The following is a 24,362-nucleotide window of genomic DNA, read 5'->3' on the forward strand; positions in this document are numbered from 1 at the left end:
ATCAGATGTGATAGATGTCAATGACCTGGTTGATGTAGTCGTTCTTGAGCACGACATACTTGTCCAGGATGCGCGGCTGCCCGCCGGAGAGGTCGAGCGTGTAGCGCGACATGCCGAAGTAGCCGTAAGTGGTCTGGTAGCGATGGCTCAGCGTGTGCCAGTTGAAACGCACGGTGCAGGTGTCGCCCGCCACCCCGAGCACTTCGACGTTGCTCAGGTTGTGGCTGGTGCGCGTGTCCGGAATGGTGGCGCTGGAGCGCTCGGTCTTGATGCGGAACACGCGATCCTCCAGGCCCTGGCGGGTCGGGTAATAGATCAGTGAGATCTCGCGCTGCGGGTCGGTGATCAGCTTGCCGTCGTCATCCCAGCAGGGCATCCAGAACTTTGCGTCGGGGTGGTAGCACGCAAGCCATGCGTCCCACTCTTCGTCATCCAGCAGCCGTGCCTCGCGGTACAGGAACGACTGGATGGCCGCAAGGTCGACCGGTTTGTCGAGGATGGTGTCGGCGGTGCTCATGCTGCGCTCCCTGCGGCGGCGTCGGTGGCTTCATTCGCGGCTTCGGCGGATTGCTCTGCCACGGCCTTCTTCATCACGTCCAGCCAGTAGCGGTGCTGCACCGTGTAGAGGCCCTCGTCCTCGGTACGCACCCCGCTCATCACGGGCTTGAGTCCGATGCGCTGCGCGGCCTCGTCGGCACCGTCGATCCAGTGCTTCGCGCCGCGGCACATGTCGTTCCAGGCCAGTGCCTGCCCGGCGTAGCCCTGCTGGCAGGCGCGGAACTCCTCGAGGTCGTCCGGGGTGGCCATGCCGCTGACGTTGAAGAAGTCCTCGTATTGGCGGATGCGGCGCGCGCGCGCCTCGTCGGACTCGCCCTTCGGCGCGATGCAGTAGATGGTGACCTCGGTCTTGTCGACGGCCAGCGGACGCAGCAGGCGGATCTGCGAGCCGAACTGGTCCATCAGGTAGACGTTGGGATAGAGGCACAGGTTGCGCGAGTTCTGGATCATCCAGTCCGCGGTCTCCGCGCCGCAACGCTCGGCGAATTCCTCGCGGCGGCTGAAGTTGGGGCGGTCCTCCGGGTTGGCCCAGCGCGTCCACAGCAGCATGTGGCCATGCTCGAAGGCGTAGAAGCCGCCGCCCTGCTGCCCCCACTTGCCGGCGTCCATGGCGCGGATCTTGTCTTCCTGCGCGTTCTTCTGCTTGCGCTGGCTGGTGGTCGCGGCGTAGTTCCAGTGCACCGCCGACACATGGTAGCCATCGGCGCCGTTCTCGGCCTGCAGCTTCCAGTTGCCCTCGAACGTGTAGGTGGACGAGCCGCGCAGCACCTCAAGCCCGTCGGCCGACTGGTCGACGATCATGTCGATGACGCGCGCCGCTTCGCCGAGGAAGTCCTGCAGCGGCGGCACGTCCGCGTTCAGGCTGCCGAACAGGAAGCCGCGGTAGTTCTCGAAGCGCGCCACCTTCTTCAGGTCGTGCGAGCCTTCCTTGTTGAAGCAGTCAGGGTAGCCGGCGTTCTCGGGGTCCTTCACCTTCAGCAGCTTGCCGCTGTTGTTGAAGGTCCAGCCGTGGAACGGGCAGGTGTAGGTGGCCTTGTTGCCGCGCTTGTGGCGGCACAGCATGGCGCCGCGGTGGCTGCAGGCATTGATGAAAGCGTTCAGTTCGCCCTGGCGGTTGCGCGCGATCACCACCGGCTGGCGGCCAATATGGGTGGTGTAGTAATCGTTGTTGTTCGGGATCTGGCTTTCGTGCGCCAGGTAGATCCAGTTACCCTCGAAGATATGCTTCATCTCGAGTTCGAACAGGTCTTCGTCGGTGAAGGCCGCGCGGTGCAGCCGGTAGTCGCCGCTTGCCTTGTCTTCCACCAGGAAGGCGTCGAGGTCGAGGCGCCCGGCGCTGGGGCGAACGGGGGCCTTGCCCTCCGGATAGATGGGGATCATGGAGTTGTCTCCTGCCGATGTCTTGTCTGCGGGGCGGCGCTACGCATGGCGCTGCCGCCCGGACTGGATCTGCCGGCCCGCGCGGCGGGCGGCATTGCGGAAAATCAGGCGGCGGCGCGCTGGCGCTCCACCTCGGCGGCGGGGGCGCCGGCCTGCTCCGGCAGCAGCCGGAAATCGAAGTCGATCGAGGCAAACGGCTTGTCCACGCCGTGTTTGTCGAGCGCGGCGGCTTCGGTGACGCGGGTCACCGCCGGCACCAGCCCATCGCGGCTGGCGAAGGCGAAGTCGTCCCACAGGTATTCGTCGCCGTCGATGTTGATCTGCGTGGTCAGCTTGCGGTGGCCGTCCGCCGACACGAAGAAGTGGATGTGGGCCGGGCGCCGACCGTGGCGCGCGAGCTGGTCCAGCAGGCGCTGGGTGGTGCCTTGCGGCGGGCAGCCGTAGCCGTTGGGCACGTTGCTGCGGAACTGGTAGCGGCCATTGGCGTCGGTGACGATGGTGCGGCGCAGGTTGAAGTGCGACTGGGTCTTGTCGAAGAACGAGTAGTTGCCCATCAGGTTGGCGTGCCACACCTCGACCCTGGCGCCGGGCAGCGGCTTGCCGTCGGCGCCGTACACCGTGCCTTGCATGAACAGGACCTCGCCCTTGCCGTCGTCGCTACCGTCGTCGAGCCGGGCAAAGCCGGTGCTTTCCGGGGCGCCGGCCACGTAGAGCGGGCCTTCGATGGTGCGCGGCGTGCCGCCGGTCAGGCCGGCGCGGGCTTCGGCCTCGTCGGCGCGGACGTCGAGGAAGCGTTCCAGCCCCAGGCCGGCGGCGAGCAGGCCCAACTCCTGGGTGGCGCCCGCCTCGGCGAAGTACTCGATGCCCTTCCAGACTTCGCTGGCGCTCAGGTCGAGGTCCTCGATTGCCTTGAACAGGTCCGCGGTCAGGCGGACTACCACCTGCTGCACGCGCGGGTCGGGGGTGCCTTGCGTGCCGGTGGCGACGATAAAGCTGTGGACCAGGGCGTCGATTTCCGAGTGAGTCATGGGGGTCTCCATAGTTGTGGTTGGGTCCCGGACCATGCTTTGCAGGTATCGAGCTTGTCTTCCGGGTATGGATGGAGCATAGTCAACGCCAGTTTTGGCAGTCCAACACTGATTTAGTATCTGCTTGATACTCAGGAGGTATAGTCGTGGAATTGCGGCACCTGCGTTACTTCGTGGCCGTGGCAGAGGAACGCAACTTCACCCGGGCGGCCGAGCGGCTGCATATCGCACAGCCGCCGCTGTCGCGCCAGATCCAGCAACTGGAGGACGACCTGGGTGTGCAACTCTTCGAGCGCCACTCGCGCCCGCTGAAACTGACCGACACCGGGCGCTTCTTCTATACCCACGCGCTGCAACTGCTGGCCCAGACCGCGGAACTGCAGGCGATGACCAAGCGGGTCGGCAAGATCGAGCACAAGATGTCGGTCGGCTTTGTCGGCTCCACGCTGTACGGGATGCTGCCGCGCATCATCCGGCGCTTCCGGCAGATGCACGCCGATCTCGAACTGAGCCTGCACGAGATGTCGACCATGGACCAGATCAAGGCGCTCAAGGAAGGGCGCATCGACGTGGGCTTCGGGCGCATTCGCCACGAAGACCCGTCGGTGCGGCGCGTGGTGCTGCGCGAGGAGCGCATGATCGTGGCGCTGCCGGTCGGCCATCCGCTGGCTGACGCCAAGCCCGAGCTCGCGCTGCACGACCTGGTCGGCGAGCCGCTCATCATCTTCCCCAAGGCGCCGCGCCCGAGCTTTGCCGACCAGGTGCTGGCCGCCTTCCACGACCGCGCCCTGAAGCCGCGCCGCCTGCACGAGGTGCGCGAGCTGCAGATCGCACTCGGGCTGGTGGCGATGGGCGAAGGCATCTCGGTGGTGCCCAGCAGCGTCTACGGGCTCAAGCGGGGCGACGTGACCTACAAGGAACTGGACGATCCCAAGCTGGTGTCGCCCATTATCATGAGCACGCGCATGCTGGACGAGTCGGCCGACCTGCGCTCGCTGCGGGACATGATCTACCAGCTCTACGAGGATGAGGGCATGGCCTACCTGCCGCCGCCGAAGGAATAAGGCGCAACGGGCGCTCCATACTCTGGAGGTATGGAATCAGATGCCAACGGTCTTGGACACCCAAAAAATGGCCATCCATACTCCGATGCAACATCCAACTGCATCAGGAAGGTATGAAAGTGGCGACGCAGCAAAGCATCACGGCCATCGAGTCCATCGAGGCCATCCTGGTCGATCTTCCGACCATCCGGCCGCACCAGCTCGCCATGGCGACCATGCAGCGGCAGACGCTGGTGATCGTCCGGCTGCGCTGTGCCGACGGCATCGAAGGCCTCGGCGAGGCGACCACCATCGGTGGTCTTTCCTACGGCGACGAGAGCCCCGAGGGCATCAAGCTGACCATCGACAGCTACCTTGCACCGGCGCTGCTGGGCCAGGATGCGGCCAACGTGCATGGCGCCATGGCGCGCCTCGGCAAGGTCGCACGCGGTAACCGCTTCGCCAAGTCGGCGCTCGAGACCGCGCTGCTGGACGCGCAGGGCAAGCGTCTCGGCGTGCCGCTGGCGACACTGCTGGGCGGCGCCGTACGCGACACCCTGCCGGTGCTGTGGACGCTGGCCAGCGGCGACACCGCGCGGGATATCGACGAGGCGGAGCGCCTGCTCGCCGAGCGCCGCCACGACACCTTCAAGCTCAAGATCGGCCGGCGCAGCGTGCGCGAGGACGTGGCACACGTATCCGCGATCAAGCGCGCGCTGGGCGAGCGGGCGCGCGTCACGGTGGACGTCAACCAGGCCTGGAACGAAGCGGATGCCGCCACCGGCATCGCCACGCTGGAGGCCGCCGGCATCGACCTGATCGAGCAGCCCACGCCACGCGAACAACGCGCCGCGCTGGCGCGTCTGGCGGCGCGCTTCGTGGTGCCCGTCATGGCCGACGAAGCCGTGTGCGGGCCCGAGGACGCGATGGAACTGGCCCGCATCGGCGGCGCCGACGTGTTCGCACTGAAGATCGCCAAGTCGGGCGGCATCTTCGGCATGCTGCGCACGGCCGCGGTGGGCGATGCGGCCGGCATCGCGCTGTATGGCGGCACCATGCTCGAAGGCAGCATCGGCACCATAGCCGCCGCCCACGGCTTTGCGACACTGCCGCAACTGGCGTGGGGCACCGAACTGTTCGGCCCGCTGCTGCTGAAGGACGACATCGTGGCCGAGCGCCCCGTCTACCGCGACTTCGCGTTGCACCTGCCGCAGGGCCCCGGCCTCGGCATGGCGCTGGACGAGGACAAGCTCGCCCACTACCGGCGCGACCGCGCCTGAATCCCTGCAATCAGACCCCATCAGAATCGAGACGAGGAGACACCAATGCTGTATCTGGTACGAATGGATGTAAACCTGCCGCACGACATGCCCGCCGCGCAGGCGGAGGACATCAAGGCGCGCGAGAAAGCCTATGCGCAGGACCTGCAGCGCCAGGGCAAGTGGCAGCAGCTCTATCGCGTGGTCGGCGAGTATGCCAACTACAGCGTGTTCGACGTCGAGTCCAACGAGGCACTGCACACGCTGCTGTCGGGGCTGCCGCTGTTCCCGTACATGAAGATCGCCGTCACGCCGCTGGCGCCGCATCCTTCATCGATCCATTGAGGGAGCCCACGTCATGCGCTTTGCCACCCGCGACGGGCTTCGCCTTCACTATGAACTCCACGGTCCGGCCGGCGCGCCGGTGCTGGTCCTGTCCAACTCACTGGGCACCACCCTGTCGATGTGGGATCCGCAGATGCCGGCGCTGCTGGAGCGCTTCCGCGTGCTGCGCTACGACACGCGCGGCCATGGCGCCTCAGGCGTGCCGGCAGCGCCGTTCGGCATGGCCGAGCTCGGTGCCGACGTGCTGGCGGTGATGGACCATGCCGGTGTCGAGCAGGCCCGCTTCTGCGGCCTGTCGATGGGCGGCATGACCGGCATCTGGCTGGCACGCCATCATCCCGAACGCTTCGGCCGCTTCGTGCTGGCGAATACCGCGGCGCTGATCGGCCCGGCGTCCGGCTGGAACACCCGCATCGAGCGCGTCCGGAACGAGGGCATGGCGGCGATTGCCGAGGGCGTGCTGGCCCGCTGGTTCACGCCGGCCGCGCTGGCAGGCGATCCGGCGCACATCGCGCCCGTGCTCGCCATGCTCGCCTCCACGGATCCCGACGGCTATATCGCCAACTGCGCCGCCGTGCGCGATGCCGACCTGCGCGGCCTGCTGCCAGGCATCCGCTCGCGCGTGCTGGTGATCGCGGGCGTGCAGGATGCCGCCACCACGCCGGAACAGGGCCGCGAGCTGGCGCAAGGCATTGCCGACGCCGAATACCTCGCGCTCAACGCCGCGCATTTGTCCAACTGGGAGTTGCCCGAGGCGTTTTCGCACGCGGTGATCCGCTTCCTGTCACAGGCGTGATGCCATACATCCTTACCGGAGCCGACATGACCCAGCCCTGCATCATCTCCGTCGCCATCACCGGCTCGCTGCCGCGCAAGCGTGACAACCCTGCCGTGCCGATCACGGTCAGCGAGCAGATCGAATCCACCCAGGCCGCCTTCGAGGCGGGCGCCACGCTAGTCCACCTGCACGTGCGCAATGACGACGAGACGCCCTCCTCCGAGCCGGACCGCTTTGCCCGCGTGCTGGAGGGCATCCGCAAGCATGCGCCGGGAATCATCACGCAGGTCTCCACCGGCGGCCGCTCCGGCGCGGGAAGGGAGCGAGGGGGGATGCTGTCGCTGCGGCCGGACATGGCATCGCTTGCCACCGGCTCGGTCAATTTCCCGACCCGCGTCTATGACAATCCGCCAGACCTGGTGGACTGGCTCGCCGCGGAAATGAAGGCCTACGCCGTCAAGCCCGAGATAGAGGCCTTCGACCTGTCGATGATCTTCCAGGCGGTGGCCATGCAACAGGCCGGCAAGATCGGCGGCGCGCTGCATATCCAGTTCGTGATGGGGATCAAGAATGCGATGCCGGTCGATCGCGAGGTGCTCGCCTTCTACGTGCACACCCTGCGGCGCCTGGCACCCGATGCGACCTGGACCGGCGCTGGCATCGGCCGGGACCAGTTGACGATGGCGCGCTGGTCGCTAGAACTGGGCGGCCATTGCCGCACCGGCCTGGAAGACAATGTGCGGCTTGACAAGCAGACACTGGCGCCCTCCAACGCCGCGCTGGTCGGCCAGGTAGCGGCCTTGTGCGAGGAATATGGGCGCCCCGTGGCGACAGTGGCCCAGGCGCGCGCCCTCCTGGGGCTGCCATCAATGGAAATCGACGGGCGTTCGCCCTGGTAGATTAAGGCCTATTCGATGACGTGCAGGGCCGCTGCGCCTTGCTGGCAGACCAGCAACCCCGCCGCGTAGCTCGACACGCGGGTTTCCCGTTCAACGCGTCCCCGTTGCTCTGCAGGGAGGTGTCGCGCCCACGGCGCTTCCAGCAGGCGATCGCGCATGGCGGCGCATGAATCCGGCAAGGGTCCCTCGCAAGAACCAGATCAGTGGATTAGTGGACCGGCGCTTCAAGGCGCGCCGCACGTCAACCGTTGCCCGCCCTTCTCAACGCCGCGCCGACTTCTCCATGGAATGCGCGCAATTTCTCCACCTCGACGTCTACAGGCAGCAAGGCGGGCCACAACAACGCCACCATATCCCTGGCCGTCTTCTCGATATCCACTTGCCGCTGCCGGGCGATCGCGTCCCACAGGATGTGCTCCATCGGGCCGAGGATTGCCGAGCGCAGCAGGCTCAACGGCAGGTCATCCCGGATCTCGCCGTTGTCCCGCGCCCGCGCCAGCAAGTCCATCAACGGCGCCGTATAGCGGCGCTGCAGCGGTACGAACACCTCTCCCAGCCCCGGCCCTTTGGCACGCCCCTCCGACAACACCAGCGCACACAAGCCCGTCCCCTGGATCAGGAACAACCTCAGGTGTGTCCTGACATAGAACTCCAGCTGCACCTTTGTGCTCTGCCCGTGCGGCATGCCTTGTTCCACGGTGCCGATGATCTCGTCATACCAGTCCTCGATCACGCGTGCGCATAGCTCGCGCTTGCCATGGAAGTAGGTGAACACCGTGCCCTCGGAGATGCCCAGGCGCTGGGCGATCTCGGTGGTCGTGGTCCGCTCATAGCCGAGCTCGGCGAATACCTCGCGGCTGACGCGCAGGATGTCCCGGATGCGTTGTTCCGCCTTGGCGCCCGCCGGCACACGGCGGGGCGATGTGACGTCTTCCATCTTGATTGAGTCCTTGCTTGCCCGAAGGCGAGATTATAGGGCCGGCTCAACCCTGACTTGAGCTTTACTCAATTTTAGGTTGCCATTTCGATTGGCACCATGTATTTTTCGATCATCGCAGCAACGGGCGTCAGGCGAGCCTCGAAGAAATAGCTCAAAATAAGGCAAGCGAGCCGCAACTATCCGGGAAAACCCGGAGACGCCACCCCAGAATCCATCGATACGCTGTTTATTGAGTAACACTCACAAATATCCAACGTGACGAACCACAACCGGGCTTTGGAGACAAGTATGACGATGCAGGCCGAGTCCTCTCCCACCATCCTGCCGATCGGCGGGCTTTCGCATGTGAGAGGGGACACCACCATTCCGCTGTCGGAGCAAACCGTGCCGGAGTTGCTGGCGCAAGCGGTGGCTCGCTACCCCGAGCGGGAGGCCGTTGCCTTTCGCGAGCAAGGGGTGCGCTGGAACTGGCGCGAATTCTGCGACGCCGTGGACGCGCTGGCGGCAGGCCTGCACACGCTGGGGCTGGAGAAAGGCGACCGGGTTGGTATCTGGTCTCCCAACCGGGTCGAGTGGCTGGTCACCCAGTTCGCCACGGCGCGGCTGGGGCTGGTGCTGGTGAACATCAATCCCGCCTACCGCCTGTCCGAGCTGGAATACGCGCTGAACAAGGTGGGCGTCAAGGCCATCATCGCGGCGGAAGCTTTCAAGACCTCACGATACCTGGAGATGCTCCAGGTACTTGCTCCGGAACTGGCCACCTGCGCGCCGGGCGAACTTCAGGCGGCGCGGCTGCCGGCCCTGCGCTGCGTCATCCGCATGGGCGACGACCATACACCCGGGATGCTCCGCTATGCCGATGTGATTGCGCGCGGCACGGGCGTGGCGCGGTCGACGCTGGATGCCATCACGGCACAGCTGGACCGCCATGACCCGATCAACGTGCAGTTCACCAGTGGCACTACCGGTGCGCCCAAGGGCGCCACGCTGACCCATCGCAATATCGTCAACAACGCACGCTTCATTGCCATGGCGATGCGTTTCTCCGAGCAGGACAAGCTCTGCATTCCGGTGCCCTTCTATCACTGCTTCGGCATGGTCCTGGCGGTGCTGGCCTGCGTGTCCTCCGGCGCGGCAATGGTGTTCCCCGGCCAGGCCTTCGAGCCGGAAGCCACCATGCAGGCGGTCAGCGAAGAACGCTGCACGGCACTGCATGGCGTGCCGACCATGTTCATTGCCCAGCTCGATCACCCGAACTTCGCGAACTACGACTTCTCTTCCCTGCGCACCGGCATCATGGCGGGGTCACCCTGCCCGATCGAGACCATGAAGCGCGTGGTGTCACAGATGCACATGTCCGAGGTGACCATCGCCTACGGCATGACGGAGACCAGTCCGGTTTCCTTCCAGAGCAGCACCACCGATCCGCTGGACAAGCGCACCACCACGGTGGGCCGCATCCAGCCGCACCTCGAGGTCAGGATCGTGGACGCGACAGGTGCCACGGTCCCGGTAGGCGAAACCGGCGAGCTTTGTACCCGCGGCTATTCGGTGATGCTGGGCTACTGGGATGACGAGGCGCGTACCGCCGAAGCCATCCGCGACGGCTGGATGCACACCGGCGACCTCGCCACCATCGACGCGGAAGGCTACTGCAACATCGTTGGCCGCGTGAAGGACATGCTGATTCGCGGCGGCGAGAACATCTACCCGCGCGAGATCGAGGAGTTCCTGTTCCGTCATCCGAAGGTCCAGGCGGTCCAGGTGTTCGGCGTTCCCGACCAGAAGTACGGCGAGGAAGTCTGCGCGTGGATCGTGCTCAAGCCAGGCGCGAGCGCCACGGAGGACGAGATCCGCGATTTCTGCCGCGACCAGATCGCGCACTACAAGATCCCGCGCTACATCCGCTTTGTCGACGAGATGCCCATGACCATCACCGGCAAGGTACAGAAATTCGTGATGCGCGAGCGCATGACGCGGGACCTGAAACTCAGCGAATCCAGGACGGCCTGACGCGCTGGCGCCGGTGCACGGCGCCAGCCAATCCCACCGCTCCCACAGACAACACCAGAGACAACACCGCTATGAACACCCTCCCCGGCCTCAAGTTCGACCTCGGCGAAGACATCGAAATGCTGCGCGATTCCGTGCGCGACTGGGCCCAGGCCGAGCTGGCCCCGCGCGCCGCCGAGATCGACCGCACCGACCAGTTCCCGATGGACGCCTGGAAGAAGATGGGCGACCTAGGCGTGCTCGGCATCACCGTGGCCGAGGAGTACGGCGGCGCCAACATGGGCTACCTGGCGCACATGATCGCGATGGAGGAAATCAGCCGCGCCTCGGCCTCGGTCGGCCTGTCCTACGGCGCGCACTCCAACCTGTGCGTGAACCAGATCCACCGCAACGGCACCGCCGCGCAGAAGGCCAGGTACCTGCCCAAGCTGGTGTCGGGCGAATGGATCGGCGCGCTGGCGATGAGCGAACCCAACGCCGGCTCCGACGTGGTCAGCATGAAGCTGCGCGCGGAGCTCAAGGGCGACCGCTATGTGCTCAACGGCACCAAGATGTGGATCACCAACGGCCCGGACTGCGACGTGCTGGTGGTCTACGCCAAGACCGAGCCCGAGCTGGGCGCGCGCGGCATGACCGCCTTTATCGTCGAGAAGGGCATGAAGGGCTTCTCGGTGGCGCAGAAGCTGGACAAGCTGGGCATGCGCGGCTCGCACACCGGCGAGCTGGTGTTCCAGGACGTGGAAGTGCCGGTCGAGAACATCCTCGGCGCCGAGAACGGCGGCGCCAAGGTGCTGATGAGCGGGCTGGACTACGAGCGCGCGGTGCTGTCCGGCGGCCCGGTCGGAATCATGCAGGCGTGCATGGATGTGGTTACCCCGTATATCCATGACCGCAAGCAGTTCGGCCAGAGCATCGGCGAGTTCCAGCTGATCCAGGGCAAGGTGGCCGACATGTACACCACGCTGCAGGCCGCACGCAGCTATCTGTACACGGTCGGCAAGAACCTGGACGGGCTGGGCAGCGACCATGTGCGCCAGGTGCGCAAGGACTGCGCCGCGGTGATCCTGTACACGGCCGAGAAGGCCACCTGGATGGCGGGCGAGACCGTACAGATCCTGGGCGGCAACGGGTATATCAATGAATACCCGGCCGGCCGGCTGTGGCGCGACGCCAAGCTGTACGAGATCGGCGCCGGCACTTCGGAGATCCGCCGCATGCTGATCGGCCGCGAGCTGTTCTCCGAAACCATGTAAGCGCGCCTACCTTCGCCATCTGCCGACCGACAGCACCATCTCGCGGCACACCCGGAAGCACGATATGCCAATCATCGAAACCAAACTGAACGCCCGCTCCGAGTCCTTCAAGGCCAACGCCGAAGCCATGCAGGCCCTGGTAGCCGACCTGGAGGCCAGGATCGCGAAGCTCGCCGAAGGCGGCGGCAAAGACGCGCGCGACAAGCACCTGTCGCGCGGCAAGCTGCTGCCGCGCGACCGCGTGCAGCAGCTGCTGGATCCGGGCACGCCGTTCCTGGAGCTGTCGCAGCTGGCCGCATACGACATGTACGACAATGCCGCGCCGGGCGCGGGCATCATCACCGGCATCGGCCGCGTGGCCGGGCAGGAGTGCGTGATCGTCTGCAATGACGCCACTGTCAAGGGCGGCACCTACTACCCGATGACGGTCAAGAAGCATGTGCGCGCGCAGGAGATCGCCGAGGAGAACAACCTGCCGTGTATCTACCTGGTCGATTCCGGCGGCGCCAACCTGCCCAACCAGGACGATGTGTTCCCCGACCGCGACCACTTCGGCCGCATCTTCTACAACCAGGCCAACCTGTCCAAGCAGGGCATCCCGCAGATCGCGGTGGTGATGGGATCGTGCACCGCCGGCGGCGCCTACGTGCCGGCGATGAGCGACGAGTCCATCATCGTCAAGAACCAGGGCACCATCTTCCTGGGCGGCCCGCCGCTGGTGAAGGCCGCGACCGGCGAGGAAGTCAGCGCCGAGGACCTGGGCGGCGCCGACGTGCATACGCGCCTGTCTGGCGTGGCTGACTACTTCGCGCAGAACGACCACCATGCGCTGTCGCTGGCGCGCAATATCGTGCAGCACCTGAACCGCCGCAAGCCGGACCAGATCCGCCTGCACGAGCCGGTCGAGCCGCTCTATCCGGTGGAAGAACTGTACGGCGTGATCCCGACCGACACGCGCAAGCCCTACGACGTGCGCGAGGTGATCGCGCGCCTGGTCGACGGTTCCGAGTTCGACGAGTTCAAGGCGCGCTACGGCACCACGCTGGTGTGCGGCTTCGCGCGCATCTGGGGCTACCCGGTCGGCATCATCGCCAATAACGGCATCCTGTTCTCCGAATCCGCACTGAAGGGCGCGCACTTCATCGAGCTGTGCTGCCAGCGCAAGATCCCGCTGGTGTTCCTGCAGAACATCACCGGCTTCATGGTGGGCCGCAAGTACGAGAACGAAGGCATTGCCCGCAACGGCGCCAAGATGGTGACCGCGGTGGCCACCGCGCAGGTGCCCAAGTTCACCGTGATCATCGGCGGCTCGTTCGGTGCGGGCAACTACGGCATGTGCGGGCGCGCGTATTCGCCGCGCTTCCTGTGGATGTGGCCGAATGCGCGCATCTCGGTGATGGGCGGCGAGCAGGCCGCCAGCGTGCTGGCCACGGTGCGCCGCGACGGCATCGAGGGCAAGGGCGGCAAGTGGAGCACGGAGGAGGAAGAAGCCTTCAAGCAGCCTATCCGCGACCAGTACGAACACCAGGGCCACCCCTATTACGCCAGTGCGCGCCTGTGGGACGACGGCGTGATCGATCCCGCGCAGACCCGCACCGTGCTGGGCCTGGGACTGTCCGCGAGCCTGAATGCGCCGATCGAGGACATGAAGTTCGGCGTGTTCCGCATGTAATCACGACAAGGAAGACCGATGTTCAACAAGATCCTGATCGCCAACCGCGGTGAAATCGCCTGCCGCGTGGCCGCCACCTGCCGCCGGCTCGGCATCCGCACCGTTGCGGTGTACTCGGACGCCGACGCCGACGCGCGCCACGTCGCCTTCTGCGACGAGGCCGTGCATATCGGCGGCTCGGCCGCGCGCGACAGCTACCTGCGCGCGGACCACATCATCGAGATGGCGAAGGAGACCGGCGCCCAGGCCATCCACCCGGGCTATGGCTTCCTGTCCGAGAATGAAGCCTTTGCCGAGGCCTGCGCCGCGGCGGGGCTGGTCTTCATCGGCCCGCCGGCGTCTGCCATCCACGCGATGGGCAGCAAGAGCGCGGCCAAGCAATTGATGGAGAAGGCCGCGGTGCCGCTGGTGCCGGGCTACCACGGCGAGGACCAGGGTCCGGCGCTGCTGCGCCGCGAGGCCGACCGCATCGGCTACCCGGTGCTGCTCAAGGCCAGCGCCGGCGGCGGCGGCAAGGGCATGCGCGTGGTCGAGTCGGGCGATGGCTTCGACGCCGCGCTGACCTCGGTCAAGCGCGAGGCGTCGGCCAGCTTCGGCGACGACAAGGTGCTGGTGGAGAAGTACCTGACGCGCCCGCGCCATATCGAGATCCAGGTGTTTGCCGATACCCACGGCAACTGCGTCTACCTGTTCGAGCGCGACTGCTCGGTGCAGCGCCGCCACCAGAAGGTGCTGGAAGAAGCCCCCGCGCCGGGCATGACCGAGGAGCGCCGCCGTGCCATGGGCGAAGCGGCGGTGGCCGCGGCCAAGGCGGTCGGCTATGTCGGCGCCGGCACGGTCGAGTTCATCGCCAACCAGGACGGTTCGTTCTACTTCATGGAGATGAACACGCGCCTGCAGGTGGAGCACCCCGTCACCGAAATGATCACCGGGCAGGACCTGGTCGAATGGCAGCTGCGCGTCGCCGCCGGTGAAGCGCTGCCGCTCACGCAGGACCAGCTGCGCATCGACGGCCATGCGCTGGAAGCACGCATCTACGCCGAGAACCCCGACAAGCAGTTCCTGCCGTCCACCGGCACGCTGCGCTTCCTGCGCACGCCGCCGGCGGTGCAGTTCATGCGCGGTGAGGATGCACACGGCCCGGCGGGTATCCGCATCGATGCCGGCGTGCGCGAGGGCGACACCATCAGCCCGTTCTACGACCCGATGATCGCCAAGCTGATCGTCTGGGGCAAGGACCGCGACGAGGCGCTGGCGCGCATGCGCCAGGCGCTGGCGGCCTACCACGTGGTGGGGCTGTCGACCAACGTGGCTTTCCTGCAGCGGCTGGTGTCGTCCCAGGCGTTCCGCACCGCCGATCTCGATACCGGGCTGATCGAGCGCAACGAAGCCACGCTGTTCCCGCCCGCCGCCCCGGTCGGCCTGGAAGTCATTGCGCTGGCGGTGGCCGCGCTGCTCGACCGCGAGACGCGCGAGCGCCGCGTCGACGCCGCCGACCAGCATTCGCCGTGGACCCATGGCGGCGCGTGGCGGCTGAACAGCGGCGTGTCGCGCACGCTGCGCTTCGGCTATGGCGAGCAGGTGCTGGAGGTGACGCTGAACACCGAAGCACGCGGCAGCACGCTGATCTACGCAAACCAGGTTGTGTCCTTCGCCTCCAACTGTCAGGGAGATGAGATCCGCGTCGACCTCGGTACGCGCCACGCGCACGGCCAAGTGCATGCCGACGGCGAGGTGTTTCATGCCTTCCATGCCGGTCGTCACCTAAGCCTGACCTGGCTCGACCCACTGGCGCACGCTGGCGAGGCTGAAAGCGAAGACGGCAAGCTGACCGCGCCGATGCCCGGCAAGGTTATTGCCGTGATGGTCGAGGCGGGCAGCATCGTGACGCGCGGGGCCCCGCTGCTGGTGATGGAGGCAATGAAGATGGAGCACACCATCAGCGCGCCGGCCGATGGTGTGGTCAGTGAAGTGCTCTATGGGGTTGGCGAGCAGGTGGCTGAAGGGTCGCAGCTCCTGGCGTTTGAAGCCTGAATCGTGGGGAGATTTCCGGCAATGCAACCAGACAAAGTCAAGATCGTGGAAGTCGGTCCACGGGATGGCCTCCAGAACGAGAAGGCGTTAGTGCCGACCGAGATCAAGGTCGCGTTGATCGACCAGTTGACCGAGGCAGGCTTCACCAATATCGAGGCAGCATCCTTTGTGTCGCCGAAGTGGGTGCCCCAGATGGCCGACGGCGCGGAAGTGATGGCGCGTATCAGACGGCGCCCTGGCACGCTTTACTCGGCACTCACCCCCAACATCAAGGGCCTGGACGCGGCACTGGCTGCCGGCGCCGATGAGGTCGTCATCTTCGGCGCTGCCAGTGAAGCGTTCTCGCAGAAGAACATCAATTGCTCGATCGCCGAGTCGATGGCCCGCTTTGAGCCTGTCGCGGCTGCAGCGAAGGAGAGAGGTATACGCCTGCGTGCCAGCGTGTCTTGCTCGCTGGGCTGTCCCTATCAAGGGGACGTGCCGGTCGGCGCGGTTGTTGATCTGGTGCGGCGCATGCGCGAGCTGGGCTGCGACGAGATCGATATTGCCGATACGATCGGCGTGGGTACACCTGACAAGGTTCAGGAAGTCATGCGAGCGGCTTCGACGGAGTTTCCATTAGAGCGGCTGTCGGGACACTTCCACGACACCTATGGCCACGCCCTCTCCAATGTCCGGGCCAGCCTTGAGGTGGGCATTCGCATCTTCCATTCGTCCGTGGCCGGGCTTGGCGGTTGCCCTTATGCCAAGGGCGCCACCGGAAATGTCGCTACCGAAGCGCTTCTCCGGATGATGCAGAGCCTGGGCGTCGAAACCGGGATCGATGCCGGCAAGGTAGCGCAGATCGGGGAGTTCATTTCCAGGGCCGTCGGCAACCGTGGCGCAAGAAGCACGCTGTCAGCGAACCAGGCGAGCTAGTACTCGTTTCAGGCAACAAATACGTGGGTTCGGGCAAGCGAGGCCGCACCCATGTCGTCAGCCGCACGTCACACCAGCTTTTCGATCGTGGCCGATAGTCCCCGAAGGACCCGATTTCACTCCCACTCCATCATCAACAGGTCGTCCGAAGCCGCGTGGGTGATCAGTGTGCATCGGATGCGCTGAACCGTCGCCTGTAGTAACCCGGGCTGGTTCCAAGCCGAGTCCGGAAATGATTGCGCAACGTGGCTGCAGCACCAAAGCCGACTTGCACCGCGATTTCGTCCACGGACAAATCGGTCTCTTCAAGCAACGTCCTGGCCCGGCCCAGGCGCTCGGTAAGCAGCCATTCCCCTGGCGGCATCCCCATCGTACTGACAAAGTGCCGCTGAAAGGTTCGGGCACTCATCGCCGTTTGCCTTGCCATTCTGACAATCGACCAGCCCTCGTCCAATGTGGCGCGCACCGCGTCCACCAAGGGTGCCAGCGAAGAGCCGCTACGCTTTGAGACCGGCTCGTCGATATACTGGGCCTGCCCGCCTTCGCGGTGAGGTGGCATGACCAGTCGGCGTGCGACCTGATTGGCTGCGCGCGGGCCAAGGTCCCGGCGAATCAGGTGGAGGCACAAGTCGATTCCCGCCGCACTGCCGGCGGACGTGAGGACATCGCCGGCATCGACGTAGAGCACGTCCGCTTCCACGTGGACGTCCGGATATCGCGCCGCGAGTGCTGCGGCATGGCGCCAGTGCGTAGTCGCACGCTTTCCGTCGAGCAGCCCCGCTGCCGCCAGGACAAAGGCGCCCGTGCAGATTGACATGACGCGCGCCCCGCGTTTGTTCGCCTTCCTCAACGCGCGGCAAAGTTCCGGCGGGACGTCCGCTTCGATACCGCGCCACCCCGGAATGATGATGGTCTTCGCTTTGGCCAGGAGTTCGAGGCCACCGTCAGCGTGTACCTGGATGCCACCCGAGCCGCGCAACCTCCCCGATTCGGCGGAACAGGTCGTGAAGCGGTACCAGCTGTCGCCCATTTCAGGTCTTGGCAGACCGAACACTTCAACGGCGCAGCCATATTCAAAGAGGCTCAGGCCGTCATACACGACGACGGCAACCAGTCCTGCATTGACAGACGACTGTGATTTGGTCTTTGGCACGATATGGACGGAAATGGGCATTGATGCCACCAGCGATTGATTTTGCCCCATCTGCTCTGCGTCTAGCAAGACCCTCCCTCATGTCGGTTGCGTGTGCTGCGATCCCGCTCGCCGCCACTCGCATCAAGTTGGCACGATCCTTACGCAAATTGTCGTTCGTGCCACTGGTGGGGTCTATTTGCACTGCTTATCCTGTGGTCGGTGGTTCGCGATACGGCAAGCGACGCGCGTCCGCCAGCAATTTCAACCCGCAGAGAGAGTGAAAGTGAAAGACAAACTATTCATGCTTCGCCCCGGCTTTTTTTCAGGCTCGGAAGGTCCGTTCTATTGTGGAGATTCCGTTGCCGTTGAAGGCCTGCTCGGCTTCTTCCCGCAGTTGCGCAATGAAGTGGATGTCGAATACATCGATGCGCCCCGCCCTCGCATGGCAATTGTCGAACTGATCGGCGAGGCGAACCAGTCCGCCCCCGTCCTGGTGCTCGGCGCCGGGTGCGCGCCGGTCGATGACGGTGTGGAGATTCACGTGAGCGGCCAGACGCGTTTTATCGATTCGCCCGACCATATCCGTCGATACCTGTCGTCGCAGTACGGTGTGGCGCATCCCGCCTCCTGACTACAGGCCAACCCGGCCCATGCGTGAAGAGGCCTTCCATGCAGCCCCGAGCGCCGATCGCAACCATTGCGATTGGCGGCATCGCCTGCCGCAACTTTGGCGGTGCCCATGCGTGGCGGGCCTCGACTTCGAACCTGCTCAGTAATCGCTTCCGGCAATCGCCTGAAGTCTCTTGAATAAGCTATGGATTCTCCAATGTCTTGGCCCAAGCACGCCAAGGTCCTGATTCTCGGTTCCGGCCCTGCCGGCTATACCGCCGCCGTCTATGCAGCGCGCGCCAACTTGTCGCCGGTGCTCGTCACGGGCCTGGCGCAAGGCGGCCAGCTGATGACCACGACCGATGTCGAAAACTGGCCGGCGGATGCAACGGGGGTGCAGGGCCCAGAGCTGATGCAGCGCTTTCTCGACCATGCGGAGCGCTTCAACACCGAGATCGTGTTCGACCACATCCACACGGCAAAGCTCGACGGGAAGCCGATTCGCCTGATCGGCGAATCCGGCGAGTACACCTGCGACGCGCTGATCATCGCGACAGGCGCGTCCGCACAGTATCTCGGCCTGCCGTCCGAGGAATCCTTCATGGGCCGCGGCGTGTCCGCTTGCGCGACCTGCGACGGCTTCTTCTACCAGCAGCAGCATGTAGCCGTGGTTGGCGGCGGCAATACGGCGGTCGAGGAAGCGCTGTATCTGGCTGGCATCGCGAAAAAGGTCACGGTGATCCACCGCCGCGACAAGTTCCGCGCCGAGCCGATCCTGGTCGACCGTCTGCTCGAGAAGGCGAAGCAAGGTGTTGTCGAGATCAAATGGAACCACGTGCTCGACGAAGTGAATGGCGACGAGGCCGGCGTGACCGGCCTGCGCATCAGGCATGCGCAAACCGGCGAGACCACCGAACTCGCACTGCAAGGCGTTTTCATCGCCATCGGCCACAAGCCGAACACCGATCTCTTCAGAGGCCAGCTCGAGATGACGAATGGCTACATCGTCACCAACGGCGGCCTCTCGGGCAACGCCACAGGTACGAGTGTGCCGGGCGTGTTCGCGGCAGGCGACGTGCAGGACCACATCTATCGGCAGGCGATCACCAGCGCCGGCACGGGCTGCATGGCCGCGCTCGATGCGCAGCGATATCTGGAAAATACGCCGGAGCCTGAATTTCTACATTGCACCATCCCAGTAGAAAATTCTTCTAATTAGAAGCGAGATGGTGGGTGCCTTTGGAAGCCTTTTGCAGAGATCGAACACTATGATTTCTCTCACAAACAGCGCGAAGCCGGCTTTCCAATCCAGGATCGGACGATGCGCAATACCGGATTACGCCCCCACCATGAGAACAATATTCCGGCTCTTCCAAGAGCACCCGGCATCGGTTGGCGAGAGCTATCTGCAGCATATGTCGTCGTCGTTTTCATTTGGCGCGTCGATGCTGTTCGCATCGATGGCGGCGCTCGTGCACGGCATGCTGCCTTTTCTCTTCGTCGCCACAGGCAGCAACACAATCTCCCGGCTGCATGAGCGCATGGTCACCCATCGCAACCGCGTGGCGTCGCGTCACCGATAAACAAGCCCCTTCGACAACAACATGACAAGCTCACTAGCGTCTTCCCTGCTACGCCCGGTTCCCTATATGGGCGTGATTCACGTCGTTCACGAAGCCGTCAAGCTCGGCTTCCGCAACGGTCATCCCGACTGGTGCAACCTCGGCCAGGGGCAGCCTGAAATCGGGCCCATGGCAGGCGCGCCGGAGCGGCTGGCTTCACTGCAGTTCGACGTGGCCGATTGCGCCTACGGGCCGGTCGGCGGCATCGATGCGCTGCGTCAGGCGGTCGCGGACGATTACAACCGTCGCTATCGTCGCGGCAAGGCATCGCAGTACACGAAGGACAATGTCGCGATTGCGTCCGGCGGGCGGCTTGCGCTGTCGCGCCTGCTCGCCACCCTGGGCGAAATTCGCCTGGGCCACGTCGTGCCCGACTACACCGCCTACGAAGATCTGATCGCTTACCATCGCCATCGCTTCACCCCGGTCACGCTGCCCGTGGGGCCCGAAGATGGCTTTGCCATTCCGGCGCAGGCGCTCGAGGGACTGATCGCAAGGGAAGAGCTGGACGCGCTGCTGTGGAGCAATCCCAACAACCCCACCGGGGCCGTGGTACGTGGTGAAGCACTGGCACAGTATGTGGCGGCGGCGCGCAACACGGGCTGCTGGATGCTGCTCGACGAGTTCTATTCTCACTTCGTGTTCGAAGATGGCCATGCACCCGCGGACAAGCCGGTGTCCGCCGCCGAGTTCGTCGAGGACGTGGAAACGGACCCGGTCGTCATCGTCGACGGCTTGACGAAGAATCACCGTTACCCCGGCCTGCGCGTGGGCTGGGTGGTCGGGCCGACCGAGGTGATCGACATGATCAGCCGTGCCGCAAGCGCCATCGACGGCGGCCCGCCGACGATCGTGCAACGGCTTGCCGTGCAAGCACTGCAAAGCGATCGTGCGGATCAGGAAACGTCCGCATTGCGGAAGATGTTCGCCAGGAAGCGCCGCATCATGCTGGACGCGCTGACCGACATGGGTGTCGAGATCCCATGCCCTGGCAACGGCACGTTCTATCTCTGGGGCCGGGTGCATCGGCTGCCCGCGCCGCTGAACACCGCGGACACCTTCTTTACGGAGGGTCTCAAGCGCAAGGTCATGACCGTGCCCGGCAGGTTCTTCGACGTCAATCCGGGCAACCAGCGCGCCACCGAATACATCGACGCCAGCTGGGTGCGCTTTTCGTTCGGCCCGCCCGAGCCCAATCTCCGCATGGGACTGGAGCGTCTGGGCGACATGGTCAACAGCGCCAGGCGAGGGTAATCCGGATGTCCCCCGATACCTACCTCTCGCACGGCGTGATCGATCCGGACGATTTCGGCGGCGTCGTCAATCCGCCGGTTTTCCATGCGTCGACCGTGACGTTTCGCAATCTCGACGACATGGAAGCGCGCGGGCGTGCCATGTCGGGCGCCGACACGGATGTCATGTGGTACGGCCGCAAAGGCACGCCGACCACCTTCGCGTTGCAGAACGCCCTGGCGCAGCTCGAAGGCGGGCACCGCTCGCTGTTGGTGTCGTCCGGCCTGGCGGCGTGTACGAGCGCCATCATGGCATTCGTCAAAGCCGGCGATCACATCCTGGTGAGCGACAGCGTCTATGGCCCGACGCGCCACTACGTCGAAACAGTACTGGCCCGCTGCAACGTGTCAGCGACGTTCTACGACCCCACGCTTGGGTCCGACATCGCGGCCTTGTTCTGTCCGACCACGACGCTCGTGTTCGCCGAGTCACCGGGTTCGCAGACGTTCGAAATGCAGGACATTCCTGCCATTGCGAAGGTCGCACACCGGCATGGCGCGGTCGTCGTCATCGACAACACGTGGGCCACGCCCTTGTTCTTCAAGCCATTCGAGCACGGCGTGGACGTCTCCGTGCATGCGGGAACGAAGTACATCGTTGGGCATTCGGACGCCTTGATGGGTGTGATCACGACCAACCGTGCGTCATGGAACACGGTGCGCGACTATGTCTTCGCCACTGGCCAGCACGCGGGCCCGGACGACGTCTATCTCGCGCAGCGGGGCTTGCGCACGATGGCCGTGCGCCTTGAGCGGCATCAGCGTAGCGGACTGGCAATTGCCGATTGGCTGGCGGGCCGCCCGGAGGTGGCCCAGGTATTGCACCCCGGGCTACCTGGTGCGCCGGGCCACGCCCTTTGGCTTCGGGATTTCACGGGGGCTTCAGGATTGTTCAGCGTCGTACTCAAGCCCGGATATGGGCGTGAGGCGTTCCGTGCCTTCATCGACGACCTGAAGCTGTTCCGCCTGGGCTTTTCCTGGGGCGGATTCGAGAGTCTGGTGATGCCCTTCGATCCCAGGGAGGAGCGCCCCGCAGCCGCCTGGCCGTATGCCGGCCAGGCATTTCGATTGCACGTGGGCCTTGAGGCCAAGGAGGATTTGATCGCCGACCTGGAAGCCGCGTTCCGCAGACTTGCCGTGCAGTAGCAGTGCCCCTCAAAAAAATACCTATTCCTACATTGGAGACAAGACATGAAATCCCTGAAGTTGCTGTTGCAAAGCGCGTGCATCGCGACCCTCCTGATTGTCACGGCGCCCGCCGTGCATGCTGAAGATCTGCTGGATTCGGTCAAAGTCAGCGGTGTCCTGAAAGTCGGCATGGAGGGCACTTACCCACCCTTTGGCTATCGCAATGGCGACGGTCAGCTCGACGGCTTTGACGTGGCCGTAGCCAAAGCCGTGGCCGACAAGATGGGGCTCAAGGTCCAGTTCATCACCACCGAGTGGAGTGGCATCATTGCCGGCCTGCAAGCCGGCAAGTTCGACGTCATCGTCAACCAGGTGGGCATCACGCCTGCGCGCCGCCAGGCTCTGGATTTTACCCAGCCATACGTCTATTCCGCGGTCCAGGTACTTCAGCGCAACAATGACAAGCGCGAGTTCAATTCGCTTGAAGAGTTGAAGGGAAAATCCGTCGGCGTCACGCTGGGCAGCAACTATGCCGAACTGGCGAAATCCGTGCCGGGTATCCTGGTGCAGACCTATCCGGGTACGTCGGAAAACCTGCGTGACCTGGCGGCCGGGCGCATCGATGCGGCCCTCAATGACCGCCTGATGCTGCCATACCTGATCAAGAACTCCAAGATGCCGCTACGCACCGGCGCGCTGCTCGCCGGCACGAAGCTTGAGATGGGCATCCCGTTCCGCAAGGGCAATCCCAAGTTTGCCAAAGCCATTGACGACGCACTGAACGCGTTGCAGCAGGATGGCACGTTGCGCAAGCTGTCCATCCAGTGGTTGGGTACCGACGCCAGCAGACCCGTCGCCCAGTAATCGCTGCCACGCCGGCCGGCTCCTTCCATCGCTGCAGGCATCGGCCTGGCCGGCCACGCGGCCACTTCTACGGATCGAATCATGGAATCTCTTGATCTAGTCATTCATGCATCGCCGGTACTCCTGCACGGAGCGGTGATCACCGTGAAATTTGCCCTGGCTTCGATGGTGTTCGGCCTGCTGGTCGGGATCGTGGTCGCCATCATGGGTATCAGCACCAGTCCAATCCTCGGCGGCATTGCCCGCACCTATGTCAGTGTCATGCGCGGGACGCCGCTGCTGGTGCAGATGTTCGTCGTCTACTATGGCCTGCCAGACCTCGGCATTTCCCTGGACCCCACCAGCGCCGGCATTCTTACCCTCACGGCCAATGCCGGCGCGTACCTGTCGGAAAGCATGCGCGGCGCGATCCTCGGTATCGGCAGAGGGCAATGGAGCGCCGCGCACAGCCTCGGCCTGAGCCATCTGCAGACGCTGCGTTACATCGTCTGCCCGCAGGCCTTGCGGCTTGCCGTGCCAAGCCTCGGCAACACGCTCATCAGCCTGATCAAGGATACGTCGCTGGTGTCAGTCATCACCGTGACCGAGTTGCTCAGGTCGTCCCAGGAAATCATCGCATCAACGTTCCAGCCGCTTCCCTTGTATCTGTCGGTAGCAGCGATCTACTGGCTGTTCAGCACCGGATTGTCATGGGCACAGCGTCGCCTCGAGGCGCGTCTGACACTGCCTGTGACGCGTTGATCTAACGGGTCGGAAACCCGAAGAAAGCAATCTGCAAGTAGGAGACAAAACGATGATCGCGCTCGAAGGCGTATCGAAGTGGTACGGTCAGTTCAAGGTGCTTGATGCGTGCAGCACCCAGGTAGAAAAAGGCGAGGTCGTGGTCATCTGCGGCCCTTCCGGATCAGGAAAATCCACGCTGATCAAAACCGTCAACGGCCTAGAGCCGATTCAGCAGGGCCGGATCAGTGTGGACGGGGTGATGGTCGGCGATCCGAAGATCAAGCTCGCCCAGTTGCGTGCGCGGGTTGGCATGGTGTTTCAGCATTTCGAGCTGTTCCCGCATCTGTCCATTCTCGACAACCTGTCCCTGGCCCAGGTCAAAGTGTTGAAACGCCGCAATGAGGAAGCACAGGAGAACGGCATGCGCCTGCTCGAGCGCGTCGGCCTGAAAGCGCATGCGCGGAAATACCCCGGGCAGCTTTCGGGCGGGCAGCAACAGCGCGTTGCCATTGCACGCGCGCTGTCGATGGATCCGATCGCCATGCTGTTCGACGAACCGACATCGGCGCTCGATCCCGAAATGATCAATGAGGTGCTGGACGTCATGGTCGAACTGGCGCGCGAGGGCATGACGATGATCTGCGTCACCCATGAAATGGGGTTCGCGAAGAAGGTCGCCAGCCGCGTAATTTTCATGGATGGCGGCGCCATCGTCGAGGATGCCGGCAAGGACGCCTTCTTCGGCGACCCGAAATCGGCCCGCGCGAAGGAATTCCTCGCAAAGATCCTGCATTGACTCACACCCGCTTGCATGAAGGCGGGGGCGGTCGGGAGCGATCAAGGTCCCCGCTGACAACGCCCGCCGCCGC

Annotated in this window: 23 protein-coding genes; 18 read left to right on the forward strand and 5 right to left on the reverse strand. The window is 64.6% G+C overall.

The annotated features are described in order from the left end of the window. Position 1 precedes the first annotated feature (1 nt). The 3 genes from benB to catA all read right to left on the reverse strand — a co-directional run bounded on the left by benB (position 2) and on the right by catA (position 2,966). Positions 2-517 (reverse strand): benzoate 1,2-dioxygenase small subunit, encoded by a 516-nt coding sequence (benB, locus tag RS901_RS16365; protein WP_316149835.1) that lies wholly within the window; start codon positions 515-517, stop codon positions 2-4. Further along, a complete protein-coding gene (gene benA / locus RS901_RS16370) occupies positions 514-1,938 on the reverse strand; it encodes a benzoate 1,2-dioxygenase large subunit (RefSeq protein WP_316149836.1) in 1,425 nt (474 codons plus the stop codon). The genes benB and benA overlap by 4 nt, the downstream gene beginning before the upstream one ends. Positions 1,939-2,042: 104 nt before the next feature. Beyond that, entirely contained in the window at positions 2,043-2,966 is a 924-nt protein-coding gene (gene catA, locus RS901_RS16375; protein WP_316149838.1) for a catechol 1,2-dioxygenase, read from the reverse strand. Positions 2,967-3,112: 146 nt separating this feature from the next. Here catA and RS901_RS16380 point away from each other — a divergent pair, with 146 nt between their 5' ends. From RS901_RS16380 to RS901_RS16400, 5 genes are all read left to right on the forward strand, one after another. After that, positions 3,113-4,030: a LysR family transcriptional regulator gene (locus tag RS901_RS16380; protein ID WP_010811734.1), complete on the forward strand. Its 918-nt coding sequence runs from the start codon at positions 3,113-3,115 to the stop codon at positions 4,028-4,030. 113 nt (positions 4,031-4,143) lie between these two features. Further along, positions 4,144-5,289: a muconate/chloromuconate family cycloisomerase gene (locus RS901_RS16385; RefSeq protein WP_316149840.1), complete on the forward strand. Its 1,146-nt coding sequence runs from the start codon at positions 4,144-4,146 to the stop codon at positions 5,287-5,289. 45 nt (positions 5,290-5,334) lie between these two features. Further along, a complete protein-coding gene (gene catC / locus RS901_RS16390) occupies positions 5,335-5,613 on the forward strand; it encodes a muconolactone Delta-isomerase (protein WP_316149841.1) in 279 nt (92 codons plus the stop codon). Between the two features lie 13 nt (positions 5,614-5,626). Next, complete coding sequence (pcaD, locus tag RS901_RS16395; RefSeq protein ID WP_316149842.1) at positions 5,627-6,409, forward strand: 3-oxoadipate enol-lactonase; 783 nt, start codon at positions 5,627-5,629, stop codon at positions 6,407-6,409. A 26-nt stretch (positions 6,410-6,435) separates the two neighbouring features. Further along, the gene (locus RS901_RS16400) at positions 6,436-7,290 is read left to right on the forward strand and encodes a 3-keto-5-aminohexanoate cleavage protein (protein ID WP_316149843.1); all 855 of its coding nucleotides are present in this window, start codon (positions 6,436-6,438) and stop codon (positions 7,288-7,290) included. Between the two features lie 241 nt (positions 7,291-7,531). Here the strand turns inward: RS901_RS16400 and RS901_RS16405 are convergent, their stop codons facing one another. Continuing rightward, positions 7,532-8,227 (reverse strand): TetR/AcrR family transcriptional regulator, encoded by a 696-nt coding sequence (locus RS901_RS16405; RefSeq protein ID WP_316149844.1) that lies wholly within the window; start codon positions 8,225-8,227, stop codon positions 7,532-7,534. A 291-nt stretch (positions 8,228-8,518) separates the two neighbouring features. On the opposite strand from RS901_RS16405, the gene RS901_RS16410 reads away from it, so the two are divergent. From RS901_RS16410 to RS901_RS16430, 5 genes are all read left to right on the forward strand, one after another. After that, positions 8,519-10,243, forward strand: a complete 1,725-nt coding sequence (locus RS901_RS16410) for an AMP-binding protein (RefSeq protein WP_316149845.1) — start codon at positions 8,519-8,521, stop codon at positions 10,241-10,243. A gap of 71 nt (positions 10,244-10,314) precedes the next feature. After that, positions 10,315-11,496 (forward strand): isovaleryl-CoA dehydrogenase, encoded by a 1,182-nt coding sequence (locus RS901_RS16415; RefSeq protein WP_316149846.1) that lies wholly within the window; start codon positions 10,315-10,317, stop codon positions 11,494-11,496. A 64-nt stretch (positions 11,497-11,560) separates the two neighbouring features. Continuing rightward, entirely contained in the window at positions 11,561-13,168 is a 1,608-nt protein-coding gene (locus RS901_RS16420) for a carboxyl transferase domain-containing protein (protein ID WP_316149847.1), read from the forward strand. A gap of 18 nt (positions 13,169-13,186) precedes the next feature. After that, positions 13,187-15,202, forward strand: a complete 2,016-nt coding sequence (locus tag RS901_RS16425) for an acetyl/propionyl/methylcrotonyl-CoA carboxylase subunit alpha (RefSeq protein ID WP_316149848.1) — start codon at positions 13,187-13,189, stop codon at positions 15,200-15,202. 21 nt (positions 15,203-15,223) lie between these two features. Then, positions 15,224-16,120, forward strand: coding sequence for a hydroxymethylglutaryl-CoA lyase (locus RS901_RS16430; RefSeq protein ID WP_316149850.1), 897 nt, complete (start codon positions 15,224-15,226; stop codon positions 16,118-16,120). A gap of 163 nt (positions 16,121-16,283) precedes the next feature. On the opposite strand, the gene ftrA is transcribed toward RS901_RS16430, so the two are convergent. Next, on the reverse strand, positions 16,284-17,294 hold the full coding sequence (gene ftrA / locus RS901_RS16435) for a transcriptional regulator FtrA (protein ID WP_316153549.1): 1,011 nt from the start codon (positions 17,292-17,294) through the stop codon (positions 16,284-16,286). Between the two features lie 244 nt (positions 17,295-17,538). Between ftrA and RS901_RS16440 the strand changes: the two genes are divergently transcribed. The 8 genes from RS901_RS16440 (at position 17,539) to RS901_RS16475 (ending at position 24,289) form a co-directional block, all read left to right on the forward strand. Beyond that, positions 17,539-17,886, forward strand: a complete 348-nt coding sequence (locus tag RS901_RS16440) for a DUF3088 domain-containing protein (protein ID WP_316153551.1) — start codon at positions 17,539-17,541, stop codon at positions 17,884-17,886. A 195-nt stretch (positions 17,887-18,081) separates the two neighbouring features. Continuing rightward, the gene (gene trxB / locus RS901_RS16445) at positions 18,082-19,083 is read left to right on the forward strand and encodes a thioredoxin-disulfide reductase (RefSeq protein ID WP_316149851.1); all 1,002 of its coding nucleotides are present in this window, start codon (positions 18,082-18,084) and stop codon (positions 19,081-19,083) included. Positions 19,084-19,213: 130 nt separating this feature from the next. Continuing rightward, positions 19,214-19,447 carry a DUF6356 family protein gene (locus RS901_RS16450; protein WP_013956919.1) on the forward strand — a complete coding sequence of 78 codons (234 nt, stop codon included), beginning with the start codon at positions 19,214-19,216 and terminating at the stop codon, positions 19,445-19,447. 66 nt (positions 19,448-19,513) lie between these two features. Then, positions 19,514-20,740 (forward strand): pyridoxal phosphate-dependent aminotransferase, encoded by a 1,227-nt coding sequence (locus RS901_RS16455; protein ID WP_316149852.1) that lies wholly within the window; start codon positions 19,514-19,516, stop codon positions 20,738-20,740. 5 nt (positions 20,741-20,745) lie between these two features. Next, a complete protein-coding gene (metC, locus tag RS901_RS16460; protein ID WP_316149853.1) occupies positions 20,746-21,924 on the forward strand; it encodes a cystathionine beta-lyase in 1,179 nt (392 codons plus the stop codon). 45 nt (positions 21,925-21,969) lie between these two features. Beyond that, positions 21,970-22,770 (forward strand): transporter substrate-binding domain-containing protein, encoded by an 801-nt coding sequence (locus RS901_RS16465; protein WP_316149854.1) that lies wholly within the window; start codon positions 21,970-21,972, stop codon positions 22,768-22,770. Positions 22,771-22,851: 81 nt separating this feature from the next. Further along, positions 22,852-23,511 (forward strand): amino acid ABC transporter permease, encoded by a 660-nt coding sequence (locus RS901_RS16470; RefSeq protein WP_013956923.1) that lies wholly within the window; start codon positions 22,852-22,854, stop codon positions 23,509-23,511. 52 nt (positions 23,512-23,563) lie between these two features. Beyond that, positions 23,564-24,289, forward strand: a complete 726-nt coding sequence (locus RS901_RS16475) for an amino acid ABC transporter ATP-binding protein (protein ID WP_316149855.1) — start codon at positions 23,564-23,566, stop codon at positions 24,287-24,289. Positions 24,290-24,362 lie beyond the last annotated feature (73 nt).

It is taken from the genome of Cupriavidus sp. BIC8F (assembly GCF_032465815.1).
GTDB classification, from domain to species: domain Bacteria; phylum Pseudomonadota; class Gammaproteobacteria; order Burkholderiales; family Burkholderiaceae; genus Cupriavidus; species Cupriavidus necator.